The organism is Acidovorax sp. Leaf160, assembly GCF_001424265.1.
GTDB lineage: Bacteria > Pseudomonadota > Gammaproteobacteria > Burkholderiales > Burkholderiaceae_C > Paracidovorax.
In genome coordinates, this window is the sequence record NZ_LMOV01000023.1 from 271,279 (window position 1) to 290,460 (window position 19,182).

The 19,182-nt window shown below is 70.8% G+C and carries 19 protein-coding genes; 13 read left to right on the forward strand and 6 right to left on the reverse strand.

Annotation, left to right across the window (positions count from 1 at the left end):
* Positions 1–61: 61 nt before the first annotated feature.
* From ASF94_RS11770 to ASF94_RS11780, 3 genes are read right to left on the reverse strand one after another with little or no spacing between them, the layout of a single operon-like run.
* Complete coding sequence (locus tag ASF94_RS11770; RefSeq protein ID WP_056666242.1) at positions 62–790, reverse strand: amino acid ABC transporter ATP-binding protein; 729 nt, start codon at positions 788–790, stop codon at positions 62–64.
* A complete protein-coding gene (locus ASF94_RS11775) occupies positions 774–1,424 on the reverse strand; it encodes an amino acid ABC transporter permease (protein ID WP_056666245.1) in 651 nt (216 codons plus the stop codon). The genes ASF94_RS11770 and ASF94_RS11775 overlap by 17 nt, the downstream gene beginning before the upstream one ends.
* Positions 1,425–1,450: 26 nt before the next feature.
* Positions 1,451–2,134, reverse strand: a complete 684-nt coding sequence (locus ASF94_RS11780; protein ID WP_056666247.1) for an amino acid ABC transporter permease — start codon at positions 2,132–2,134, stop codon at positions 1,451–1,453.
* 212 nt (positions 2,135–2,346) lie between these two features.
* On the opposite strand from ASF94_RS11780, the gene ASF94_RS11785 reads away from it, so the two are divergent.
* The 9 genes from ASF94_RS11785 (at position 2,347) to otnI (ending at position 11,893) form a co-directional block, all read left to right on the forward strand.
* Positions 2,347–3,039, forward strand: coding sequence for a FadR/GntR family transcriptional regulator (locus tag ASF94_RS11785; RefSeq protein ID WP_056666250.1), 693 nt, complete (start codon positions 2,347–2,349; stop codon positions 3,037–3,039).
* A 372-nt stretch (positions 3,040–3,411) separates the two neighbouring features.
* On the forward strand, positions 3,412–4,404 hold the full coding sequence (locus tag ASF94_RS11790) for a tripartite tricarboxylate transporter substrate binding protein (protein ID WP_082493208.1): 993 nt from the start codon (positions 3,412–3,414) through the stop codon (positions 4,402–4,404).
* A gap of 257 nt (positions 4,405–4,661) precedes the next feature.
* Complete coding sequence (locus tag ASF94_RS11795; protein WP_056666253.1) at positions 4,662–5,441, forward strand: FadR/GntR family transcriptional regulator; 780 nt, start codon at positions 4,662–4,664, stop codon at positions 5,439–5,441.
* A gap of 236 nt (positions 5,442–5,677) precedes the next feature.
* Positions 5,678–7,051, forward strand: coding sequence for a GntP family transporter (locus ASF94_RS11800; RefSeq protein WP_056667199.1), 1,374 nt, complete (start codon positions 5,678–5,680; stop codon positions 7,049–7,051).
* A gap of 45 nt (positions 7,052–7,096) precedes the next feature.
* A complete protein-coding gene (ltnD, locus tag ASF94_RS11805) occupies positions 7,097–8,002 on the forward strand; it encodes an L-threonate dehydrogenase (RefSeq protein WP_056666256.1) in 906 nt (301 codons plus the stop codon).
* Positions 7,999–9,270: a 3-oxo-tetronate kinase gene (gene otnK, locus ASF94_RS11810; protein WP_056666257.1), complete on the forward strand. Its 1,272-nt coding sequence runs from the start codon at positions 7,999–8,001 to the stop codon at positions 9,268–9,270. The genes ltnD and otnK overlap by 4 nt, the downstream gene beginning before the upstream one ends.
* Positions 9,267–9,995 (forward strand): aldolase, encoded by a 729-nt coding sequence (locus tag ASF94_RS11815; RefSeq protein WP_235505343.1) that lies wholly within the window; start codon positions 9,267–9,269, stop codon positions 9,993–9,995. Before otnK ends, ASF94_RS11815 begins: the two co-directional genes overlap by 4 nt.
* 27 nt (positions 9,996–10,022) lie before the next feature.
* Positions 10,023–11,048: an alpha/beta fold hydrolase gene (locus ASF94_RS11820; RefSeq protein WP_056666260.1), complete on the forward strand. Its 1,026-nt coding sequence runs from the start codon at positions 10,023–10,025 to the stop codon at positions 11,046–11,048.
* Between the two features lie 35 nt (positions 11,049–11,083).
* On the forward strand, positions 11,084–11,893 hold the full coding sequence (otnI, locus tag ASF94_RS11825) for a 2-oxo-tetronate isomerase (protein WP_056666263.1): 810 nt from the start codon (positions 11,084–11,086) through the stop codon (positions 11,891–11,893).
* Positions 11,894–11,951: 58 nt separating this feature from the next.
* Here the strand turns inward: otnI and ASF94_RS11830 are convergent, their stop codons facing one another.
* Entirely contained in the window at positions 11,952–12,893 is a 942-nt protein-coding gene (locus tag ASF94_RS11830) for an isopenicillin N synthase family oxygenase (protein ID WP_235505363.1), read from the reverse strand.
* A gap of 616 nt (positions 12,894–13,509) precedes the next feature.
* Between ASF94_RS11830 and ASF94_RS11835 the strand changes: the two genes are divergently transcribed.
* From ASF94_RS11835 to ASF94_RS11845, 3 genes are all read left to right on the forward strand, one after another.
* On the forward strand, positions 13,510–14,568 hold the full coding sequence (locus tag ASF94_RS11835) for an ABC transporter substrate-binding protein (protein WP_056666267.1): 1,059 nt from the start codon (positions 13,510–13,512) through the stop codon (positions 14,566–14,568).
* The gene (locus ASF94_RS11840; RefSeq protein WP_056666269.1) at positions 14,565–15,083 is read left to right on the forward strand and encodes a nucleoside deaminase; all 519 of its coding nucleotides are present in this window, start codon (positions 14,565–14,567) and stop codon (positions 15,081–15,083) included. Before ASF94_RS11835 ends, ASF94_RS11840 begins: the two co-directional genes overlap by 4 nt.
* Before the next feature lie 84 nt (positions 15,084–15,167).
* On the forward strand, positions 15,168–15,998 hold the full coding sequence (locus tag ASF94_RS11845; RefSeq protein ID WP_056666272.1) for an urease accessory protein UreD: 831 nt from the start codon (positions 15,168–15,170) through the stop codon (positions 15,996–15,998).
* A 34-nt stretch (positions 15,999–16,032) separates the two neighbouring features.
* Here the strand turns inward: ASF94_RS11845 and ASF94_RS11850 are convergent, their stop codons facing one another.
* Complete coding sequence (locus tag ASF94_RS11850; RefSeq protein WP_056666275.1) at positions 16,033–16,875, reverse strand: metallophosphoesterase; 843 nt, start codon at positions 16,873–16,875, stop codon at positions 16,033–16,035.
* A 61-nt stretch (positions 16,876–16,936) separates the two neighbouring features.
* On the reverse strand, positions 16,937–18,007 hold the full coding sequence (locus ASF94_RS11855; RefSeq protein ID WP_056666278.1) for a diacylglycerol kinase family protein: 1,071 nt from the start codon (positions 18,005–18,007) through the stop codon (positions 16,937–16,939).
* Between the two features lie 308 nt (positions 18,008–18,315).
* Between ASF94_RS11855 and ASF94_RS11860 the strand changes: the two genes are divergently transcribed.
* Complete coding sequence (locus ASF94_RS11860) at positions 18,316–19,167, forward strand: phosphatase PAP2 family protein (protein WP_056666281.1); 852 nt, start codon at positions 18,316–18,318, stop codon at positions 19,165–19,167.
* The last annotated feature ends 15 nt before the right edge of the window (positions 19,168–19,182 follow it).

The window sequence follows — 19,182 nt, forward strand, 5'->3', positions numbered from 1 at the left end:
TGTTGAATCTTGGGGATGGATCCGTGGCGGCGCGTTGGGCGCGCCTTGCGCAAAGGGGCTCTCAGAGTCCGTTGCCCACGAAGTCGCGCAGCTCGGTGGTGGCTGGCGCATCGAGCAGCGACGCCAGCCCGTGCTCCCACACGCGGCCCTTGTGCATGAAGATGACCTCGTCGGCCACCTTGCGGGCGAAAGCCATTTCGTGGGTCACGAGGATCATGGTCATGCCGCCCTCGGCGAGCTTCTCCATCACGCGCAGCACTTCGCCGGTGAGCTGAGGGTCGAGCGCGGAAGTGACTTCGTCGAACAGCATGAGCTGCGGCTGCATGGCCAGCGAGCGGGCGATGGCCACGCGCTGCTGCTGGCCGCCCGACAGCTGCGACGGATAGCAGTCGGCCTTCTCTGCCAGGCCCACCTGGGCCAGCACGGCGTGGCCGCGCTCGCGCGCCTCGGCCTTGCTCACCTTCTGCACCAGGCGCGGCGCCAGGATGATGTTCTCCAGCGCCGTGAGGTGCGGGAACAGGTTGTAGCTCTGGAAGACGATGCCCACGTCGCGGCGCAGCTGGTTCAGATCCAGCCCCGGCGCGGTCACTTCATGGCCGCAGACGCGGATGCGGCCGGCATCCACCGTCTCCAGCCGGTCGATGCAGCGCAGCGCCGTGCTCTTGCCCGAGCCGCTCTGGCCGATGATGGCAACCACCGAGCCCTTCCTGACGGTGAACGACACCCCCTCCAGCACACGCGTGGCGCCGAAGCACTTGGAGATGTTCTCGATCTCAACGATGGGCGACATGGAAGCTCCTCTCAAGGCGGCGGCTCAGCACCGACAGCGGATAACACAGGGCGAAGTACAGGGCCGCGACGACCATGAAGATGACGAAGGGCTCGAACGTGGAGTTGTTGATGATCTGGCCGGCGCGCGCCAGCTCGACGAAGCCGATGGCCGACGCCAGCGAGGTGTTCTTGACGATCTGCACCATGAAGCCCACGGTGGGCGGCGTCGCGATCTTCACGGCCTGCGGCAGGATCACGTGCCACACCCGTTGGTGCCAGCGCAGCGCCAGGCACTCGGCCGCCTCGGCTTGCGTGCGCGGCACCGACTCGATGCAGCCACGCCAGATCTCGCCCAGGTAGGCCGAGACGTAAATGGACAGCGCCAGTGCCGCCGCCGTGAGCGGGGCCACGTTCAAGCCCAGCGACGGCAGGCCGAAATACGCCAGCGGCAGCAGCACCAGCAACGGCGTGCCCTGGATCAGCTTGATGTAGACGGAGACGGCCAGGCGCGACCAGCGCGGCCCGTAGGAGCTGCCCAGCGCGACGAGGAAGCCCAGCAGCCCGCCCCCTGCGAAGGCGAGCAGCGACAGCCCGATCGTCCACAGCAGCCCATTCCACAGGAAGAGCAGGTGGGCGGTGGTGAGAAAACCCATGGCGTGCGTTCCTTCTCGTGGTTCTTCTACAGTGGGGTGCCCAGGCGCCGGCGCCGGGGAAAGGCCACCATGGCAACGGCCCACAGCAGCCCGCGCATCAGCAGCGACATCAGCAGGTAGCCGGCCGCGACGATGAGGTAGGTCTCCACGGAGCGATAGGTGTCGGACTGCACGCGGTTGGCGACGGCGGTGAGTTCCTCGGCGGAGATCTGCGAGCAGATCGACGAGGCCAGCATCAACAGCACGTACTGGCTGGACAGCGCGGGATACACCCGCTCGATGGCCGGCGGCAGCACCACGTGCCGCAGCGTCTGCCAGCGCGACAGGCCCATGCATTCGGCGGCCTCCAGCTGGCTGCGGGGAATGGATTCGATGCCGGCGCGCACGATCTCGCTGGTGTAGGCCCCCACGTTCACCACCAGCGCCACGGTGGCCGCCGTGAACGCCCCGACCTGCAGGCCCATCGACGCGAGGCCGAAGTAGACGATGAACACCTGCACCAGCAGCGGCGTGTTGCGGATCACCTCGATGTAGAGGCCCGACACCTGGGCCAGCCACCGCGTGCGCCCGGTGTTGGCCAGGGCGCAGAACACACCCAGCAGAAAGCCGAAGAACGTGGCCGACACCGACAGGGCCAGCGTGGTCCATGCGCCGTTCAGCAGATCGGGCCAATAAGCCAGGGGCGCGGAAAAGTCGAAGGCGTAGTTCAAGGCGGTTGGGGCGGCCGCTCGGAGGGCAGCCGCATCGTGGGTTTTCTTGGTCAGGCCAATTTACCGGCAAAACAAAATTGGCCTTACCGGGTTTTCCCCAAATCCGGGTGTACAGGCCATTTTGCGGCGGGTACGAACGAAATTCCCTGCTTACACTGCGATCCATACCGCACGGTCAGGCCACGATGGTCTGACCAATTCAGGACCCACCCATGTCAGACACCTCCAAGGGCTTTGAAACCCGTCGCCTGTACCAGCAGATCGCCGACAAGGTCCGCAGCCTGATCCAGCAGGGCGACTACGCGGTCGGCGCCCGCCTGCCCCCCGAGCGCGACCTGGCCCAGCAGCTGGGTGTGTCGCGGCCGTCGCTGCGGGAAGCGCTCATCGCGCTGGAGATCGAGGGCAGCGTCGAGATCCGCATGGGCTCGGGCGTCTACGTCTGCAGCCGCGCGCTGAGGCGGCCGGGCATGCCCGTGTCGATGGGCGAGAGCCCGCAGGAGCTGATGCAGGCCCGTGGCGTGCTGGAGGGCGGCGTGATCGTGCTGGCCTGCGTGCACGCCACGCCCGAAGGCCTGGCACGCGTGCATGCCAGCGTGGAGGCCATGCGCGCCGACATTGCGGCCGGCCGGGACGTGCTGGAGCACGACCGGGAATTCCACGTGCGCATTGCCGAGATGACCGGCAACTCGGTGCTGGTCAGCCTCGTCGCCACCCTGTTCGACGAGCGACGCGGGCCGCTGGCCACCCACATGCGCAAGCGACTGGAAGGCCAGCCCACCTGGCATGAGGCCCTGGCGGAGCACGAGCAGGTCTACCGCTGCCTGGCCCTGCGCGACCCCTTGCTGGCCGAAGCCGCCATGCGCTCGCACATCCGCGCAGCCGCGGACCGCTGGGTCATCCCTTGAACGCCTGCCCCGCGGCGCCAACCCGGCACCTTCTCTCGTAGCTGCACCCACTGCAGCAGCAACAGCAGCAACATCAGCAGCAGCGACAGCAGCGACAGCAGCGACAGCAGCAATGGTCCCTGCAGCTGCTACGACGTCTGCAGCTTTAGCGGCCGACTCGGGCAGACCGAGGGATTGCCGGCCACGCCTTCCTTCCACGCCTGCAAGCCAACGCGCTCACGATCCTTTTAACGCGGGCGCAGCTCTGTAGCCAGCGCAATGGCCGGCAATCCGTAGCCGGGTTAACCCCACGTCTTGTTCCTCAAGCAGATTTGTATGATGACCCTACTACATGACCAATAATCGGCACATCAGCCGTATCAGGAGACACTCATGGCCCCCGCCCTGACCAAACGCAGCTTGCTTCGCGCCACGGTGGCGCTCGCCTCATGCACCGTGTTCCCGCCGCTGGCGCTGGCGCAGGCACAAGCAGGCTGGCCCGCCCGCCCCATCCGCCTGGTGGTGCCCTTCCCGCCCGGCGGGCTCATCGACAACATGGCCCGGCTGGTGAGCGCCAGGCTGGCGCAGGAGCTTGGCCAGCCGGTGGTGGTGGACAACAAACCCGGCGCCGGCGGCAACCTGGGCGCGGTCGAGGCGGCACGCGCGCCTGCCGATGGCTACACCCTGCTGATGGCGTCGCCGGCACTCACGATCAGCCCCGCCCTCTACAAGAACCTGCCCTACCAGCCCTCGCAGCTGGCCCCGGTGGCGCTGCTCGGGCGCGTACCCAACGTGCTGCTGGTCCATCCGGCGTCGGGCATCACCCGGGTGTCGGATCTGGTCGCCCGGGCCAAGGCAGCGCCCGGGCGCATGAACTATGCCTCCAATGGCAATGGCACCTCGCTGCACCTAAGCGCCGAACTGTTCAAGCGGCAGACCGGTGCCTTCATCACCCATGTGCCCTATCGGGGCTCGGCCGCCGCCGTCACGGCGCTGCTCGCGGGTGAGGTGGACATGATGTTCGACAACCTGCCTTCGTCCATCGGCCAGATCCAGGCCGGCAAGCTGCGGGCGCTGGCCGTCACCACGCCGCAGCGCAGCGCTGCGCTGCCGCAGGTGCCCACCCTGGCCGAGTCGGGGCTGGACGGTTTCAACGTCAGCGCTTGGTTCGGCGTGGCCGCACCCGCAGGCCTGCCGGCGCCCGTGGTGGCCCGGCTCTCCCAGGCCCTGCAAAAGGTCGTGCAGGAGCCCGACACGGTCGCCGCCATCCAGCGCCAGGGCGCCGAGCCTGCCTTCATGGATGCGCCCGCCGCCGCAGCCGCCATGGCCAGCGATGCCGCTCAGTGGAAGCAGGTCGCGGCCTTCGCCAAGATCCAGCTCGACTGACTCCCGCGCACCGTGGGCCTCGGCGCGGGCTGCGGGCCGCAGGGTGCCCAGACCTCCGCGCCCGCGCGAGGCGGCCGCGGGCGCGCTGGGCCGCAGTCACGGCCCACCCGGGCGAGGATGCGCAACGCCGCTGAAGCCCCGGTTCTGCCGGGGCGCACGGTGCGGCGATGCACGCAGAGCATCTGCAGGGCTTGGAGTACAGTCGTCCGGCAGTCCCGCACTGCTATCTTCTCAGCCCCACGCCCGTCCGCTGCCCCATGTCCTCGTCCTTCGCCGCCATCAAACCCACCATCAAGCTGGCCGACCAGGTCGCCAGCGCGCTGGAGGCGGAGATCCGCGCGGGGCGCATCCAGGCGGCCGAGAAGCTGCCGACCGAGACCGCGCTGGCCCAGCAGTTCCAGGTCAGCCGCACGGTGGTGCGCGAGGCCATCTCGCGCCTGAAATCGCGCGGCCTGGTCGATTCGCGCCAGGGCAGCGGCGTGTACGTGCAGGCCCCGGGCATCGAGCCGCTGCAGTTCGGGCTGCCGCATGCGGCTTCGCGCGAGGCGGTGATGCAGATCGTGGAAGTGCGCCGCGCGCTCGAATCGGAGGTGGCGGAGCTGGCCGCGCAGCGCCGCAGTCCGCAGGACCTGATCGCCATCCGCCAGGCCGTGCAGGCCATCCACGACGCCGTGGCCGCCGGCCGTGACGGGGTGGAGGAAGACGTGCAGTTCCACCGCGCCATCGCCCGGGCGGCGGGGAACCCGTTTCTCATCAACACGCTGGACTACCTGGCCCAGTTCCTCCAGGGCGCGACGCGCGTGACACGCGCCAACGAGGCACGCCGCAGCGATTTCTCGCAGGCCGTGACGCATGAGCACGACCGCATCGTGCAGGCGATCGAGGCGGGCGACCCGGTGGCCGCCCGCACCGCCGCGGCCGGGCACATGCACAACGCCCTGGCCCGCATCGCCCAGGCGGACCCCAGCTTCTGGACCCAGTCCGGCGACAGGCTGGCGGAGCCGCTGGTGGCAGCCGTTCCGCCCGGCGTGAAATAGATCCACCCACAAGCGGGCGCCGCAGGCTCCGGATCGGTCCTGCGCCAATGGGCACGCCTCTTCCCCGGACGGCAGGATCGTGCCTGCCAGCCCCCGGCACCCTCGCCTGGATGCCACCCCGGCATGGGTTTACCCCAAGACACGCCTCAATACAGATTTGTATGATGACCTGACAATACCAACAATTCAGGCTGCGGCGCATGTATGTCGCGGTCGACTTCTGGAGGCATCCCGTCGTGTCAACCGTCGCACTTCTCGCCATCGGCGCTGGCAGCATCGCACTGCTGCTTCTGCTCATCATCCGCTGGCAGGTCCATGCCTTCGTGGCCATGATGCTGGTCAGCTTTCTGGTGGCCTTCGCCACCGGCATGCCCATCGGCGACATCATCGGCACGTTGATCGCGGGCATGGGCGGAACGCTGGGCTCGGTGGCCATCCTCGTGGCGCTGGGCTCCATGCTGGGGCGCATGATCGAGGTGTCCGGCGGCGCAGCCACCTTGGCCAACCGCTTCACCCAGCTGCTGGGGCCCACGCGCGTGCCCATAGCGCTCACCGCCGCGGCGCTGGTGCTGGCCGTCCCGGTGTTTTTCGACGTGGGGTTCATCATCCTGGTGCCCATCGTCTATGGCTTCTGCAAGGCAGCGGGCGTCAACCCGGTCCAGTTCGGGCTGCCCGTGGCGGGCATCATGCTGGCCGCGCACGTGGTGGTGCCGCCGCACCCCGGCATCGTGGGCGGCGCGGCCATCGTGAAGGCTGATATTGGCTGGATCACCCTCATCGGCCTGGCCATCTGCATTCCGCTGGCGGCACTGTCGCAGTACGTCTCGGGCTGGCTCAACCGCAAGGGATATCCCATGCTGCCCGCCACGGCCGAGCAGTTCGCCGCCTTCGGCACCGCAAAGGACAGCGCGGCGCCATCCGAATCCAACCACCGCGCCCCCGGCGTGGGCACCATCATGGCGCTGATCCTGGTTCCGCTGGCGTTCATCATGGCCGGCACCACCGGCGCCACCCTGCTGCCCCAGGGCGACGGGCTGCGCGCGGTGCTGGCCTTTCTCGGCTCACCCATCTTCGCGCTGATGGTGGCCGTGGGCCTGGCGATGTTGCTGCTCGGCCGCAGCCAGGGCTGGAACCGCGAACGCACCAACGCCATCATGGAATCAGCGCTGCCGCCGGCCGCTACCGTGATTCTGGTGACCGGCGCAGGCGGCGTGTTCGCCAAGGTGCTCACAGCCAGCGGCATCGGCGCCGCGCTGTCGCAAAGTCTCACCGCCACCAGCCTGCCCCTGATCCTGCTGGCCTTCGTGATCTCGCTGGCGCTGCGCGCGGCGCAGGGCTCGGCCACGGTGGCCATCATCACCACCTGCGGCCTGCTGGCCGACGCCATGGCCGGCGGCGGGTATTCGCCGCTGCAGGTGGCCTTGCTCACGGTGGCCATCGGCTTCGGCAGCCTGGGCCTGTCGCACGTCAACGACTCCGGCTTCTGGATCGTCACACGCTACCTGGGCCTCAGCGTGGGTGACGGCCTGCGCACCTGGACGGTGCTGACCACCCTGCTGGGCCTGGCAGGCTTCGCGCTCACCGCGCTGATCTGGGCCCTGGTGGCCTGAATGCCCCCTTCTTCTACGGCTTCTCTTTCTTCGAGGACTGACACCATGAACCTTCCCACCGTGGGCATCATCGGCCTGGGCGCCATGGGCGCCGGCATTGCCAAGACTCTGCGCGGCAACGGCTTCGCCATCCACGTCTGCGACGTGCGTCCCGGCGCAGCCGAGGCCTTCGCGGCCGAGGGCGGCACGGCGCACGCCACGGCGGCCTCTCTCGCGGCCGTGAGCGACGTGGTGGTGTCGGTGGTGGTCAACGCCGCGCAGACCGAGAGCGTGCTGTTCGGCGCGGGCGGCGCCGCGGCGGCCATGCGCCCGGGCAGCACCTTCGTGATGTGCTCCACGGTGGACCCGAACTGGTCCATGGCGCTGGAGGCGCGGCTGAACGCGCTGGGCCTGCACTATGTCGATGCCCCCATCTCCGGCGGCGCGGCCAAGGCGGCATCGGGCCAGATGACCATGATGACCTCCGCCCGGCCCGAAGCCTATGCCGCGGCCGGCGCCGTGCTGGACGGCATGGCCGGCAAGGTGTATCGCCTGGGCGACCGGGCCGGCGCGGGCAGCAAGGTGAAGATCATCAACCAGCTGCTGGCGGGCGTGCACATCGCCGTGGCGGCGGAAGCCATGGCGCTGGGCCTGCGCGAAGGGGTGGACGCGGCGGCGCTGTACGAGGTCATCACCCACAGCGCAGGCAACAGCTGGATGTTCGAGAACCGCATGGCCCACGTGCTGGCGGGCGACTATCGCCCACTGTCGGCCGTGGACATCTTCGTGAAGGACTTGGGCCTGGTGCTGGACACCGCGCGCGCCAGCAAATTCCCGCTGCCGCTGGCCGCCACCGCGCACCAGATGTTCATGCAGGCCTCGACCGCCGGCTTCGCGAAGGAGGACGACAGCGCCGTGATCAAGATCTTCCCGGGCATCACGCTGCCCGCCGGCCAGGAGCCGCAGGCATGACGCGCGCGCTGCTGGGCTGCATCGCCGACGACTTCACCGGCGCCACCGACCTCGCCAACAACCTGGTGCGCGCCGGCATGCGCGTGGTGCAGGTCATGGGGGTACCCACGGCCCCGCTCGGCGCCGATGCCGATGCCGTGGTGGTCGCGCTCAAGTCGCGCACCACGCCCAAGGACGAGGCCATCGCCCAGTCGCTGGCCGCGCTGCGGTGGCTGCAGGCGCAGGGCGCCGAGCAGATCTACTTCAAGTACTGCTCCACCTTCGACAGCACGGCCGAGGGCAACATCGGCCCGGTCACCGACGCGCTGATGGAGGCGCTGGGATGCGACTTCACCATCGCCACGCCCGCATTCCCGGACAACCGCCGCACCGTCTTCCAGGGCTACCTGTTCGTGGGCGACGTGCTGCTCAGCGAAAGCGGCATGCAGAACCATCCGCTCACGCCCATGACCGACCCGAACTTGGTGCGCGTGCTGCAGGGGCAGACGCCAAGCCGCGTGGGCCTGATCGACCACGCCGTGGTGGCGCAGGGCGAGGCCGCCATCCGCGCGCGCATCGGGCAGCTGCGGGCCGAGGGCGTGCGCATGGCCGTGGTCGATGCCGTCTCCAACGCCGACCTGCTGCGCCTGGGCCCTGCGCTCAAAGGCATGCCGCTGGTCACCGCCGGTTCGGGGGTGGCGATCGGCCTGCCGGGCAACTTCGGCATCGCGCCGGGCGACGAAGCCGCGCGCCTGCCCGCGCCGCAGGGGCTGCAGGCGGTCGTCTCGGGCAGCTGCTCGGTGGCGACCCAGCGGCAGGTGCGGGAATTCATCCAGTCCGGCCGGCCGGCCCTGGCCATCGACCCGCTGCGCATCGCCGCCGGCGTGGACGTGGCGGCCGAGGCCCTGGCCTGGGCCGACGCGCACCTGGCCCGCGGCCCGGTGCTGGTGTATTCGACGGCCGAGCCCTCGGCCGTGCGCGCGGTGCAGGGCCAGCTGGGTTCCGGCGCGGCCGGCGCCATGGTGGAGGCCGCCATCGCCGCCATCGCGCGCGGGCTGGTGCAGCGCGGCGTGCGCCAGCTCATCGTGGCCGGCGGCGAGACCTCGGGCGCCTGCGTGCAGGCCCTGGGCATCGCGCAGATGCGCATTGGCGCGCAGATCGACCCCGGCGTGCCGTGGTGCCACGCCCATGCCGCCGACGCGCCCGGCGGCCTGCACATCGCGCTGAAGTCGGGCAACTTCGGCAGCCCCGATTTCTTTACCCAGGCATTCGCCCGGCTGCAGCCATGAGCACCAGCGCCGCCGAATTCCTGCCGGAAGACACGGCCCGCGCCGAGATCTGCCGCGTGGGCCGAAGCCTCTTCGAGCGCGGCTACGTGCACGCCACCGCCGGCAACATCAGCGTGCGGCTGGCCGATGGCTACCTCATCACGCCCACCGACGCCTGCCTGGGCACGCTGCAGCCCGAACGGCTGGCGCGCCTGGATGCCGAAGGCCGGCAGCTGTCGGGCGACCGCGCCAGCAAGACCATCGCGCTGCACCGCCACATCTACGCCGCCACGTCCGAGGCCGGCCAGCCGGCGCGCTGCGTGATCCACACGCACAGCACGCAGCTGGTGGCCTGCTCGCTGGCGGCCGACAGCGCGGCCAGCGGCAGTGCCGCGGCCGGCGGGCGGCTGGCGGACGACGCGGAACTGCTGCCGCCCATCACGCCCTACTTCGTGATGAAGGTGGGGCGCGTGCCGCACATCGCGTACCACCGCCCGGGCGACGCGGCGGCGGCCGAGGCCGTGGCCCGCGCCATCGCTCACCACGCCGCGCAAGGCCGTCGCCTGCAGGCGGTGATGCTGGCGCGCCTGGGGCCCAATGTGTGGCACGGCAGCCCGGCCGAAGCCATGGCCGTGCTGGAGGAGCTGGAGGAAACCGCCCGCCTGCACCGCCTGGTGCCCGATGCCCGGCCGCTGTCCGAAGCGCAGATCGACGAGCTGCGCCTTCGCTTCGGGGCCAGCTGGTAGCCAGGCCCCGACAATCGCCTTGCCGCCATGACCTCGCTACCGCCTCCCCCGCCGGCCACGTCCACCCATCCGGCGCCGCAGCGCGGCGAATGGGCGGTGCCGGACTTCCGCTTCCATACCGGCGAGGTGCTGCCTTCGCTGAAGCTCGCCTACACCACGGTGGGCGACCCCGGCGGCGAGCCGGTGCTGGTGCTGCACGGCACCAACGGCTCGGCCGAGTCGCTGCTCGGGCCGGGCTTCGCCGGCCAGCTGTTCGGCCCGGGCCAGCCGCTGGATGCCCGCCGCTACTTCATCGTGCTGCCCGATGCCATCGGCACCGGCCGCTCCAGCAAGCCTTCGGACGGCCTGCGCACGGCGTTTCCGGCCTACGGCTACGGCGACATGGTGGCGGCCCAGCACCGCCTGCTGACCGAGCACCTGGGCCTGGCCCATCTGCGCGCCGTCATCGGCTATTCGATGGGCGGCATGCACACCTGGCTCTGGGCACGGGGCCACCCCGGGTTCATGGACGTTGCCGTGCCCCTGGCCGCGCTGCCCACGCCGATGGCGGGGCGCAACTGGATGCTGCGGCGCCTGGTGACGGACTCCATCCGCAACGACCCGGACTGGCAGCGCGGCCACTACACGCAGCAGCCGCGCAGCCTGCAGTTCGCCTCGGTGTTCTACGGCATCGCCACCAACGGCGGGCACCTGGGCCTGCACCAGCTCGCGCCCACGCGCGCCGCAGCCGACGCGCTGCTGGAGCAGCGCTTGAAGGCCGCCTTCGCGGGCGACGCGAACGACCATCTCTACCAGTGGGAAGCCTCCCGCGACTACGACCCCACCGCCGACCTGGAACGCATCACCGCCCGCGTGCTGGCCATCAACTCCGCCGACGACGAGCGCAACCCGCCCGAGCTGCAACTGCTGGAAGCGGCCCTCGCCCGCATACCGCACGCCCAGGCGCTGCTGATCCCCACGGCGGCCGACACCACCGGCCACGCCACCGCCCTGCAGGCGCGCTTCTACCGCGACCGGCTGGCCGATCTGCTGGCCACCGCGCCGCGCCTCTGAACCGCCCCTCATCCGCATCTCCAAGGACTCTGCCCATGCCCCGCTTCGCCGCCAACCTGTCCATGCTCTACAACGACGTGGACTTTCTCGACCGCTTCGCCGCCGCCGCCCGCGACGGGTTCGAGGCCGTCGAATACCTGTTTCCCTACGCCTGGCCTGCGCAGCAACTGGCCGATCGCCTGCGCACGCTGGGCCTGCAGCAGGTGCTGTTCAACGCGCCGCCCGGCCACTGGGACGCGGGCGAACGCGGCATCGCCTGTCTGCCCGGACGCGAGGCGGAGTTCCGCGCCGGCATCGTCCAGGCCATCGAATATGCGCAGGTCCTGCAGTGCCCGCGCATCCATGTGATGGCCGGCCTGGTGCCGCAGGGCGCCGACCCGGCCACCGTGCGCGCCACCTACATCGCCAACGTGCGCCATGCGGCCGAGCAGGCCGCGCCGCACGGCATCCGCATCCTGCTGGAGCCGATCAACGGGCGCGACATGCCGGGGTTCTTCCTCCGCCGGCAGGACCAGGCCCACGCGCTCGCCGGCGAGATCGGCGCGGCCAACGTGCAGGTGCAGATGGACCTCTACCACTGCCAGATCGTCGAGGGCGACCTGGCGATGAAGATCCGCCAGTACCTGCCCACCGGCCGCGTCGGGCATGTGCAGATCGCGGGCGTGCCCGAGCGCCACGAGCCCGACGTGGGCGAGGTGAACTACCCCTACCTGTTCCGTCTGCTCGACAGCATGGGCTACGACGGCTGGATCGGCTGCGAATACCGGCCCGCGCGCGGCGCGGCGCCCCATGCCACGCGCGACGGCCTGGGCTGGCTGCGCCCCTGGCTGCCCACGCGCGCCTGATTGCTCTCATATTGATAGCTATCAGCGATTATCCATCAGGCGCTACAGCCCGATTTGCCTAATATCGATGGGAGAAATTGGCGCTGATGCGCTGGCGCAGGTAGTCGCCCGCGCTGATCGGCGGGTGCCGCTGCGCCGGCCCTGCGATCACCGCGTCTTCATTCGCCTGGGCGAAGAACGCCAGGCTGTAGCGCGCGCCCTGGTATTCGTGCGGCAGCGGGTTGCGCACGCGGTGAAAGTTGCTGGGCAGCGCATCGTCGCTCCAGCGCGTCAGCATGTCGCCGATGTTGCAGGTGATGACGCCCTCGACCGGATCGACCGGCGTCCAGGCACGGCCCTCCATCTCCTTGCCCGGCAGCACCTGCAGCCCGCCCTGGCCCGCGCGCTGGAAGAGCAGCGTGAGGCAGTCGAAATCGGTATGTGCGCCGGCGCGCCACAGGCCCAGTTCGTCCTTCAATGCCGGATCGACGGCGAAGTAATGCAGCATGCGCAGCGTGCTCTGGTAGGCGGGCACCGAGGGGTCGTGGGCGCGGGTGAAGAAGTCGGGCGCGAAGCCCAGCTTCCAGGCGAAGCACGAGAGCAGCTGCATCGCCACCCGCCAGCACTGGGCCTCGAAGCGCAGCGTGGCTTCCTGGAAGCCGGGCAGCTCTTCTTCGGTGGGCCACAGGCCCGCCATGCGCGGGCGCGTGACCTGGTAGGACTCCTTCTGGTCCGGCGTGCGGGTGGAGGGGCGGATCTGCGCCTTGTGCTCCCAGCCCGCGTTGCGCGCCAGCGGCCATTGCGCCTTGGTTTCGGCGGGTAGCGCGAAGAGGCGCTCGGCCCGCGCGAAGGCGGCGCGGATGTCGTCCAGCGGAATGCCGTGGCCAGTCACCTGGAAGAAGCCGATCTCCACCGATGCGCTCCAGAGCGCCTCGGCGATCTCTTCCTTGCGCGCCTCGAAGTCGGACATATCGATGCAGCGCACCTCGCGGGCCGTGGTTTCCCGCCCCAGGCCGCCCATGCGGGATTCCTTTTCCAGTTCGGCGATCACGCTCCGGGCGTGGGTGGGGTCGTGGAGAGGCGTGGCGGTGGTGGCCGTGGTGGTGTCGGTGGTGGCGGCAGCGGGGGCAGTCAGCGTTCGGTCGGTCATGGGGAAGGCTCCTAGGGCGGTGACGAAACCTCCAGGAAGCCGGCAGCGCATGCGGGAGGGCAGAACCCACGCGGCACCAGCGGCTCTTGAAGGCACGAGGCACCAGCCGGGCGCGGGCCGGGCGCTTGCAACGGCGCACGGCACCCCCAGCCGGCTGGCACCGGCTTCAAGAGCAATGACCCGCCGGCCCCGCCGGCCGGGCGGGGTCGCCGTGCCTTGGGGCCGAACTGAACGCTTCTACTCTCGCCGATGCGGCATGCAATTCACGGGCCAAGGCGCGTGCACCAAGCCGGCGCAGGCCGGCGGCTTTCGGCCCGGCACGCTTCATGCAAAGGCCTCTGCCGAGTAGAAGCGTTCAGCGCAGCCGGCCATCCACCGCCCGGCAGCGCCCGGAAATTGCTCAGTTCGCACCGATCGCGCAGGTGGCACCACGGCCGCTGCGCGCCGGACATCCGACTGACCTCCACCCTTGCGAGGAGCCTCCGCCATGCAACGCCGCCACTTTCTCTCGTCCAGCCTTTCCGCCACCGCCCTGTCCACCGTCGCCGCCGCCGTGGGCGCACCCCTGGGCCTGGCGCTGTCGCCCGCCGTCCACGCGCAGCGCAGCCTGGTGCCGATCAAGTTCACGCTCGACTTCCGCGTGACCAGCCAGACCGCGCCCTTCTTCCTGGCCCTGGCCAAGGGCTACTACCGCGACGAGGGACTGGACGTCTCCATCGACGTAGGTTCGGGCTCGGTGGCATCCATCACCCGTGTGGCCAGCGGCGCCTACGACCTGGGGTTGGGCGACCTCAGCGCGCTGGCCGAATTCCATGCCCAGAACCCCGCCACGCCCGTGCAGGCCATCTACCAGTACTACAACCGCGCGCCCTTCGTCATCATCGGCCGGCGCGACCGGGGCATCACCGAAGACTTCCAGTCCCTCAAGGGCAAGAAGGTGGCCGCCGCTGCGGTGGAGTCGACCCGCCGCTGCTGGCCCATGGTGGCGCGCTCGCTGCCCGGCGGAGCCGACCTGTTCGAGTGGGTGACCACCGATTTCAGCGCGCGCGACAACGTCATGGTGCGCGGCGACGTGGATGCCGCCACCTACTTCCACGACTCGGCCGTGTCGCTCTTCGCCCGCATTCCGCGCAAGGACCTGGCCGTGCTGGACTATGGCAGCGCCGGCCTGCACCTCTACGGCAACGCGCTGGTGGCGGGCAAGCTGCTGCAGGACAAGCCCGACGCCGCCCGCGCCTTCCTGCGCGCCAGCAACCGTGCGCTGCGCGAGACGCTCGCCAACCCGGAGGCCGCGCTCGGCGCGGTCAAGGCCCGCGAGCCCATCCTGAACCTGGACGTGGAGCGCGAACGCTGGGCCATCACCCGCCAGTACCTGCTGACGGCCGAAACCCAGGCCAGTGGCCTGGGCGCCGTGCAACCCGCCGTGCTGGCGCGCCAGGTGGAGGAAGTCGCCACCGTCTTCAACCTGCCCGCCCGGCCCGCGCCCGAGCGCATCTTCAACGCCGCCTTCCTGCCGCCAGCGGCCGACCGCAAGGTGGCGGCATGAACGCGACCGCAGCCCGCACCCTGGCGGCCGAAGTGCCGCTCGACGAGCGCGACGGCCGCTACCTGCGCCAGGCCATCGCCTTGGCCCACACGGCCCGCGAGCGCGGCAACCGGCCATTCGGCGCCGTGATCGTCGCAGCCGACGGTTCGCTGCTGGCCGAAGCCTGGAACGCCAACGGCGAGACCGGCGACTGCACCGCGCATGCCGAGACATCGGCCATCCGCATCGCCAGCCCGGCGTACGGGCGCGACACGCTGGCCGCGGCCACGCTGTATTCGTCGGGCGAGCCCTGCGTGATGTGCGCGGGTGCCATCTTCTGGGCCAACATCGGCCGGGTGGTCTATGGCATCGACGCCGAACGGCTGCGGTCTTTCCGCGGCGAACGGCAGGACCAGCGCGATGCCGAGCTGTCGTGCCGCGACGTGTTTGCCGCCTCGCCGCACCCCATCGACTGCATCGGCCCGGCGTTGATCGAAGCAGCCTCCGCCGCGCACGTCGGGGCGTGGAAGGCCTGAAGCGCATCGGCTTCTCAAGCCCGAACGGGCTGCAGCGCGCGTATATCATGCGCCTTCCGCTCTTCATTCGATAGCAATCACCGCATGACCTGGCACGCCCGCCTGCAACTGGACTACCGCCGCGAACACGCCCGCACCGTCGCCCGCTTCGAGCACAGCGGGCCGCTGCGCGTGCTGCAGAGCCTCTACCCCGAAGGCGACACGGTCTGCCACAACGTGCTGGTGCACCCGCCCGGCGGGCTGGTGGGCGGCGACACGCTGGACATCGCCCTCACCGTGGGCGAGGGCGCGCACGGCCTGGTCACCACGCCCGGCGCCACGCGTTTCTACCGCTCCCTCGGGCCGCTGGCGCTGCAGCGCACGCATGCGGTGCTGGCTCCCGGCGCGCGGCTGGAATGGCTGCCGCTCGAAGCGCTGTGCTTCGACGCCTGCCAGGCCGAGAACCGGCTCACGATGGAGGTGGCGCCCGGCGCCGAACTGATCGGCCTCGACGTGGCCGCCTTCGGCCTGCCGCATGCGGACAAGCCCTTCACCCAGGGGCGCTTCCAGCAGCACATCGAGGTGCCGGGCCTCTGGCTGGAGCGTGGCCGCGTCGATGCCGCCGACGCGCTGCTGATGGACGGGCCGCTCGGCCTGGCGGGCCACCGCTGCATGGCGTCGCTGTTCTTCGTCACCGGCAGCGCGCTGAGCCGCGAACGCCGGGAAACCGCGCTCGACAGCGCCCGCGCCGTGCTGGACGCCGACGCGCTGGCCGCCACCGCCGGGGCCACCTGCCCCAACGACCGCGTGGTGCTGGTGCGGGTGCTGGCGCCGGTCGTGGAGCCGGCCATGGGCTTGCTGCAACGCGTGTGGGCCGCCTGGCGGGCGGCGCTATGGCAGCTGCCGGCGCAGCGTCCGCGCATCTGGTCGATGTAAGCCGCGCCACGCTGCGCGGCTCTGGCGATGCGGCCTAGCCGCGCGGCGGGCCCGGGTCCTGCAAGGCACCGGGCGCCAACGGCGAGGGGCTGGTCAGGTCATGCCGCTGCACCGGCAGGAATTCGCCCGCCTCGCGCACATAGTCCCAGCGCGTCAGCCAGCGCTGGTCGCCGGTGCCCGAGGGCGATGGCAGCCGCTCCAGCGTGATGAGGCTGTTGGGCGCATCCGCCCGCAGCCGCACCGACACGGCCGTGCCGGCCTGCGCCGACCAGAGGCCGGTGATGGGCTCGACCAGCCCGGGCTCGTGCGCGTGGCCCGACAGCAGCAGCTGCGCGCCGGCGGCGCTCCAGCGGGTCAGCGCACGCTCGGAGCGGTGCGGCCGGTGGCTTCGGTCCTGCGGGTGGGCCGCCACCAGCGGATGGTGGCTGACGACAATGCGCCAGGCATCCGGGCGGGCGGCCGACAGCCGCTCCGCCACGGCGTCGATCTGCCGCACCGACAGGCTGCCGCGCTGGTGCCGCCACCAGCGGGTGGTGTTCACGCCCACCACCAGGAAACCGTCGGCGCTGCAGGTGGGTTCCAGCACGTCGCCCCACCACCGGGCATAGCGGTCGTAGGCACGCCCGCCCAGCCGCTCCCACCAGGCATAGAGCGGCACGTCGTGGTTGCCGGGCAGCACCAGGCAGTGTTCGGTGGGCAGCGCGGAAAGAAAGCGGTGCGACAGCTCGAATTCCTCGGCCGTGGCGCGCTGCGTCAGATCGCCCGACACGACCAGCACCCGCACCCCGAGCCGCGCCGCGAGGCGGGCCACGGCCTCGCACACGGCCGGATCATGGGCGCCGAAATGCAGGTCGGACAGGTGCAGCAGGACGCTCATGCGGTGCGGTGACTCCAGAAAGGGCCGCGCTTCGCACGCCTGCGGGACGGTGCGGGCATCGTCATGCCGGCGCCAGTCCCGCCGCAGGCACAGCCGGCGCTGCCGCCGCCGGCTGTGTAGCCGGCTCGGGGTCGTCGCTCTTCACCGTGGCGGCCGGGGCGACCAGCCACAACGGCCGCTCGCCCACACGGAAGTTGATCGGCGGGGCCATCCATTCGCGCTCGCCGTCGAAGGCCACCTTCACGCGATGCGGCTTCCAGCTGGCGGGCTCCACCACCATGTCGGTACAGGCGACGCTCGTCACGGCTTCGTCCTGCCCCAGCTTGCCGCGCACGGCATTCCACACGGTGCGCGCCATCGACGCGTCGCCCGGCTGCGGCTTGAGCATCACCACGGCCAGGCGGTCGCCATCGGCCACGTCGCGGGCCTCGGGAATGCCCACGCGTTCGAGCTGCAGGTGGTTGTTGCCCACGAACAGGGTGGAGACCAGATGCTCCTGCTGCTGCACCGCAGCCCCTTCGTCCGGACGCACCGACACGCGCCAGCGGCGCGAGGCGGTGCCGCGCAGCACGCTCCAGACCGACGAGAGGATGGCCACCCAGCGGGTGCGGCCGAAGCGCTTGGACGCACGCTCGCGGTCGTCCAGCAGGCGCGGGTACAAACCCACGCTGGCATTCACCAGGAACATGCGGTCGTTGACGAAGCCCACGCTCACGGGGCGCATGTCGCCGCCATCCAGGGCCGTGAGCACGTCCTGCACGGCTTCCTGCGGGTCCAGCGACAGCGACTGGTCGCGGGCGAAATAGTTGAAGGTGCCCATGGGCAGCACGCCCATCGGCACACCCTCGGCCCAGGCGGCCGTGGCGACGGCGTTGATGGTGCCGTCGCCCCCGGCGGCCACCACCAGGCCGGCGTCCGCCTTCGCGGCGCGGGCGGCTTCCTGCGACAGCTGCACGATGTCGGCGCGCGCCTTGGGAACATGCCACTTCACCGCGCGATCCTGCAGATGGGGTACCGCCTCCAGCTTGCCGCGCAGCTGGTCCAGGTCGGCACCGGGGCGCAGCGGCACGACGATGTGGATCGTGCTCTGGGCGTCGGGCCGGGGTGGCAGGTAGGGCTGAGGTTGCGTCATGTTGGAACACCCGCGCGGCGGGCTGCCGACAGGCAACCTGACTGACCGGCGTGAGCGGTGCGATGGGCCGGATTGTTGACACCAGCGCCCGCATAGAAGGCCGGAACCCAGCGCCGGGCGATGTCATCCAATGCCGATAAATGCCCTGTTTCCGCCGCGGCGCCCCGGGCGCATCGCGACAATGGGCGCTCCCGCAACTTCCCTTTACCTTGCAGACTCCCCATCATGCCGCTCATTGCCGTATCCCAGCCCTTCGCACGCCCTCGCCCTGCCGGCGGCCACCCCGCCGCCCTGACCGGAGGCCAGCCATGAGCGGCGTGGAGGCCTGGGTGGGCTGGGCGGGCACGCACCCGTTCGCGGTGTGGCTCTGCGGGCTGGCGCTGGCGACGGGCCTGGCCGGCGGGCTGTACGCAGGCGTCGTGCGGGGCGCGCCGCTGCGCCCGGCCTGGGCCGGCCGGCTGCCGCGCCCTTCGGGCCCGGCCGGCCTGGCGGCCGCCATGGTGCTGACCGCCGCGCTGGTGTGGGCCTGCGCGCACACGCTGGCGGTGATCGCCGACGCATGGGGCCAGCCCACCACCGCCTGGGCTGTGATGGACGACGGGCTGGCGGGCACCCTGCGGGCCACGGCCTCGGTCGGCACGCTGACCCTGTTCGCCTGGCTCACCCACTTCGGCGACACGGCCGTGCTGTTCGTGGTGGCCGCAGGCGTGGGCCTGGCCTTGCTGTGGCGCGGCCATCGCATGCTGGCGACCGGCTGGGCCGTGGCACTGGCCGGCAACGGCCTGCTGACCCGCGCCTTCAAGCACAGCTTCGAGCGGATCCGGCCGGTGCACACGCACGAGATCGCCGCGGCCAACGGCTTCAGCTTCCCGAGCGGCCACAGCAGCTCGTCCCTCGTGGCCTACACCATGCTGGCCTACTTGGCGATCCGGCTGCTGCCAGCGCGCTGGCACCTGCCCTCGATGCTGGCGGCGGCGGCGGTGATCGTCACCGTGGGCTGGAGCCGTGTGGTGCTGCAGGTGCATTTCGCCAGCGATGTGCTGGGCGGCTGGATCACCGGGGGCGTGTGGGTCACCTGCTGCCTGCTGCTGCTGCACGGCGCAACGCGCTGGCACCGGCTGCGCGTGGCGGCGGTGGCCCCGGGCGCCCGCGGGGCGTAGCGCCAGCAGTTCCTC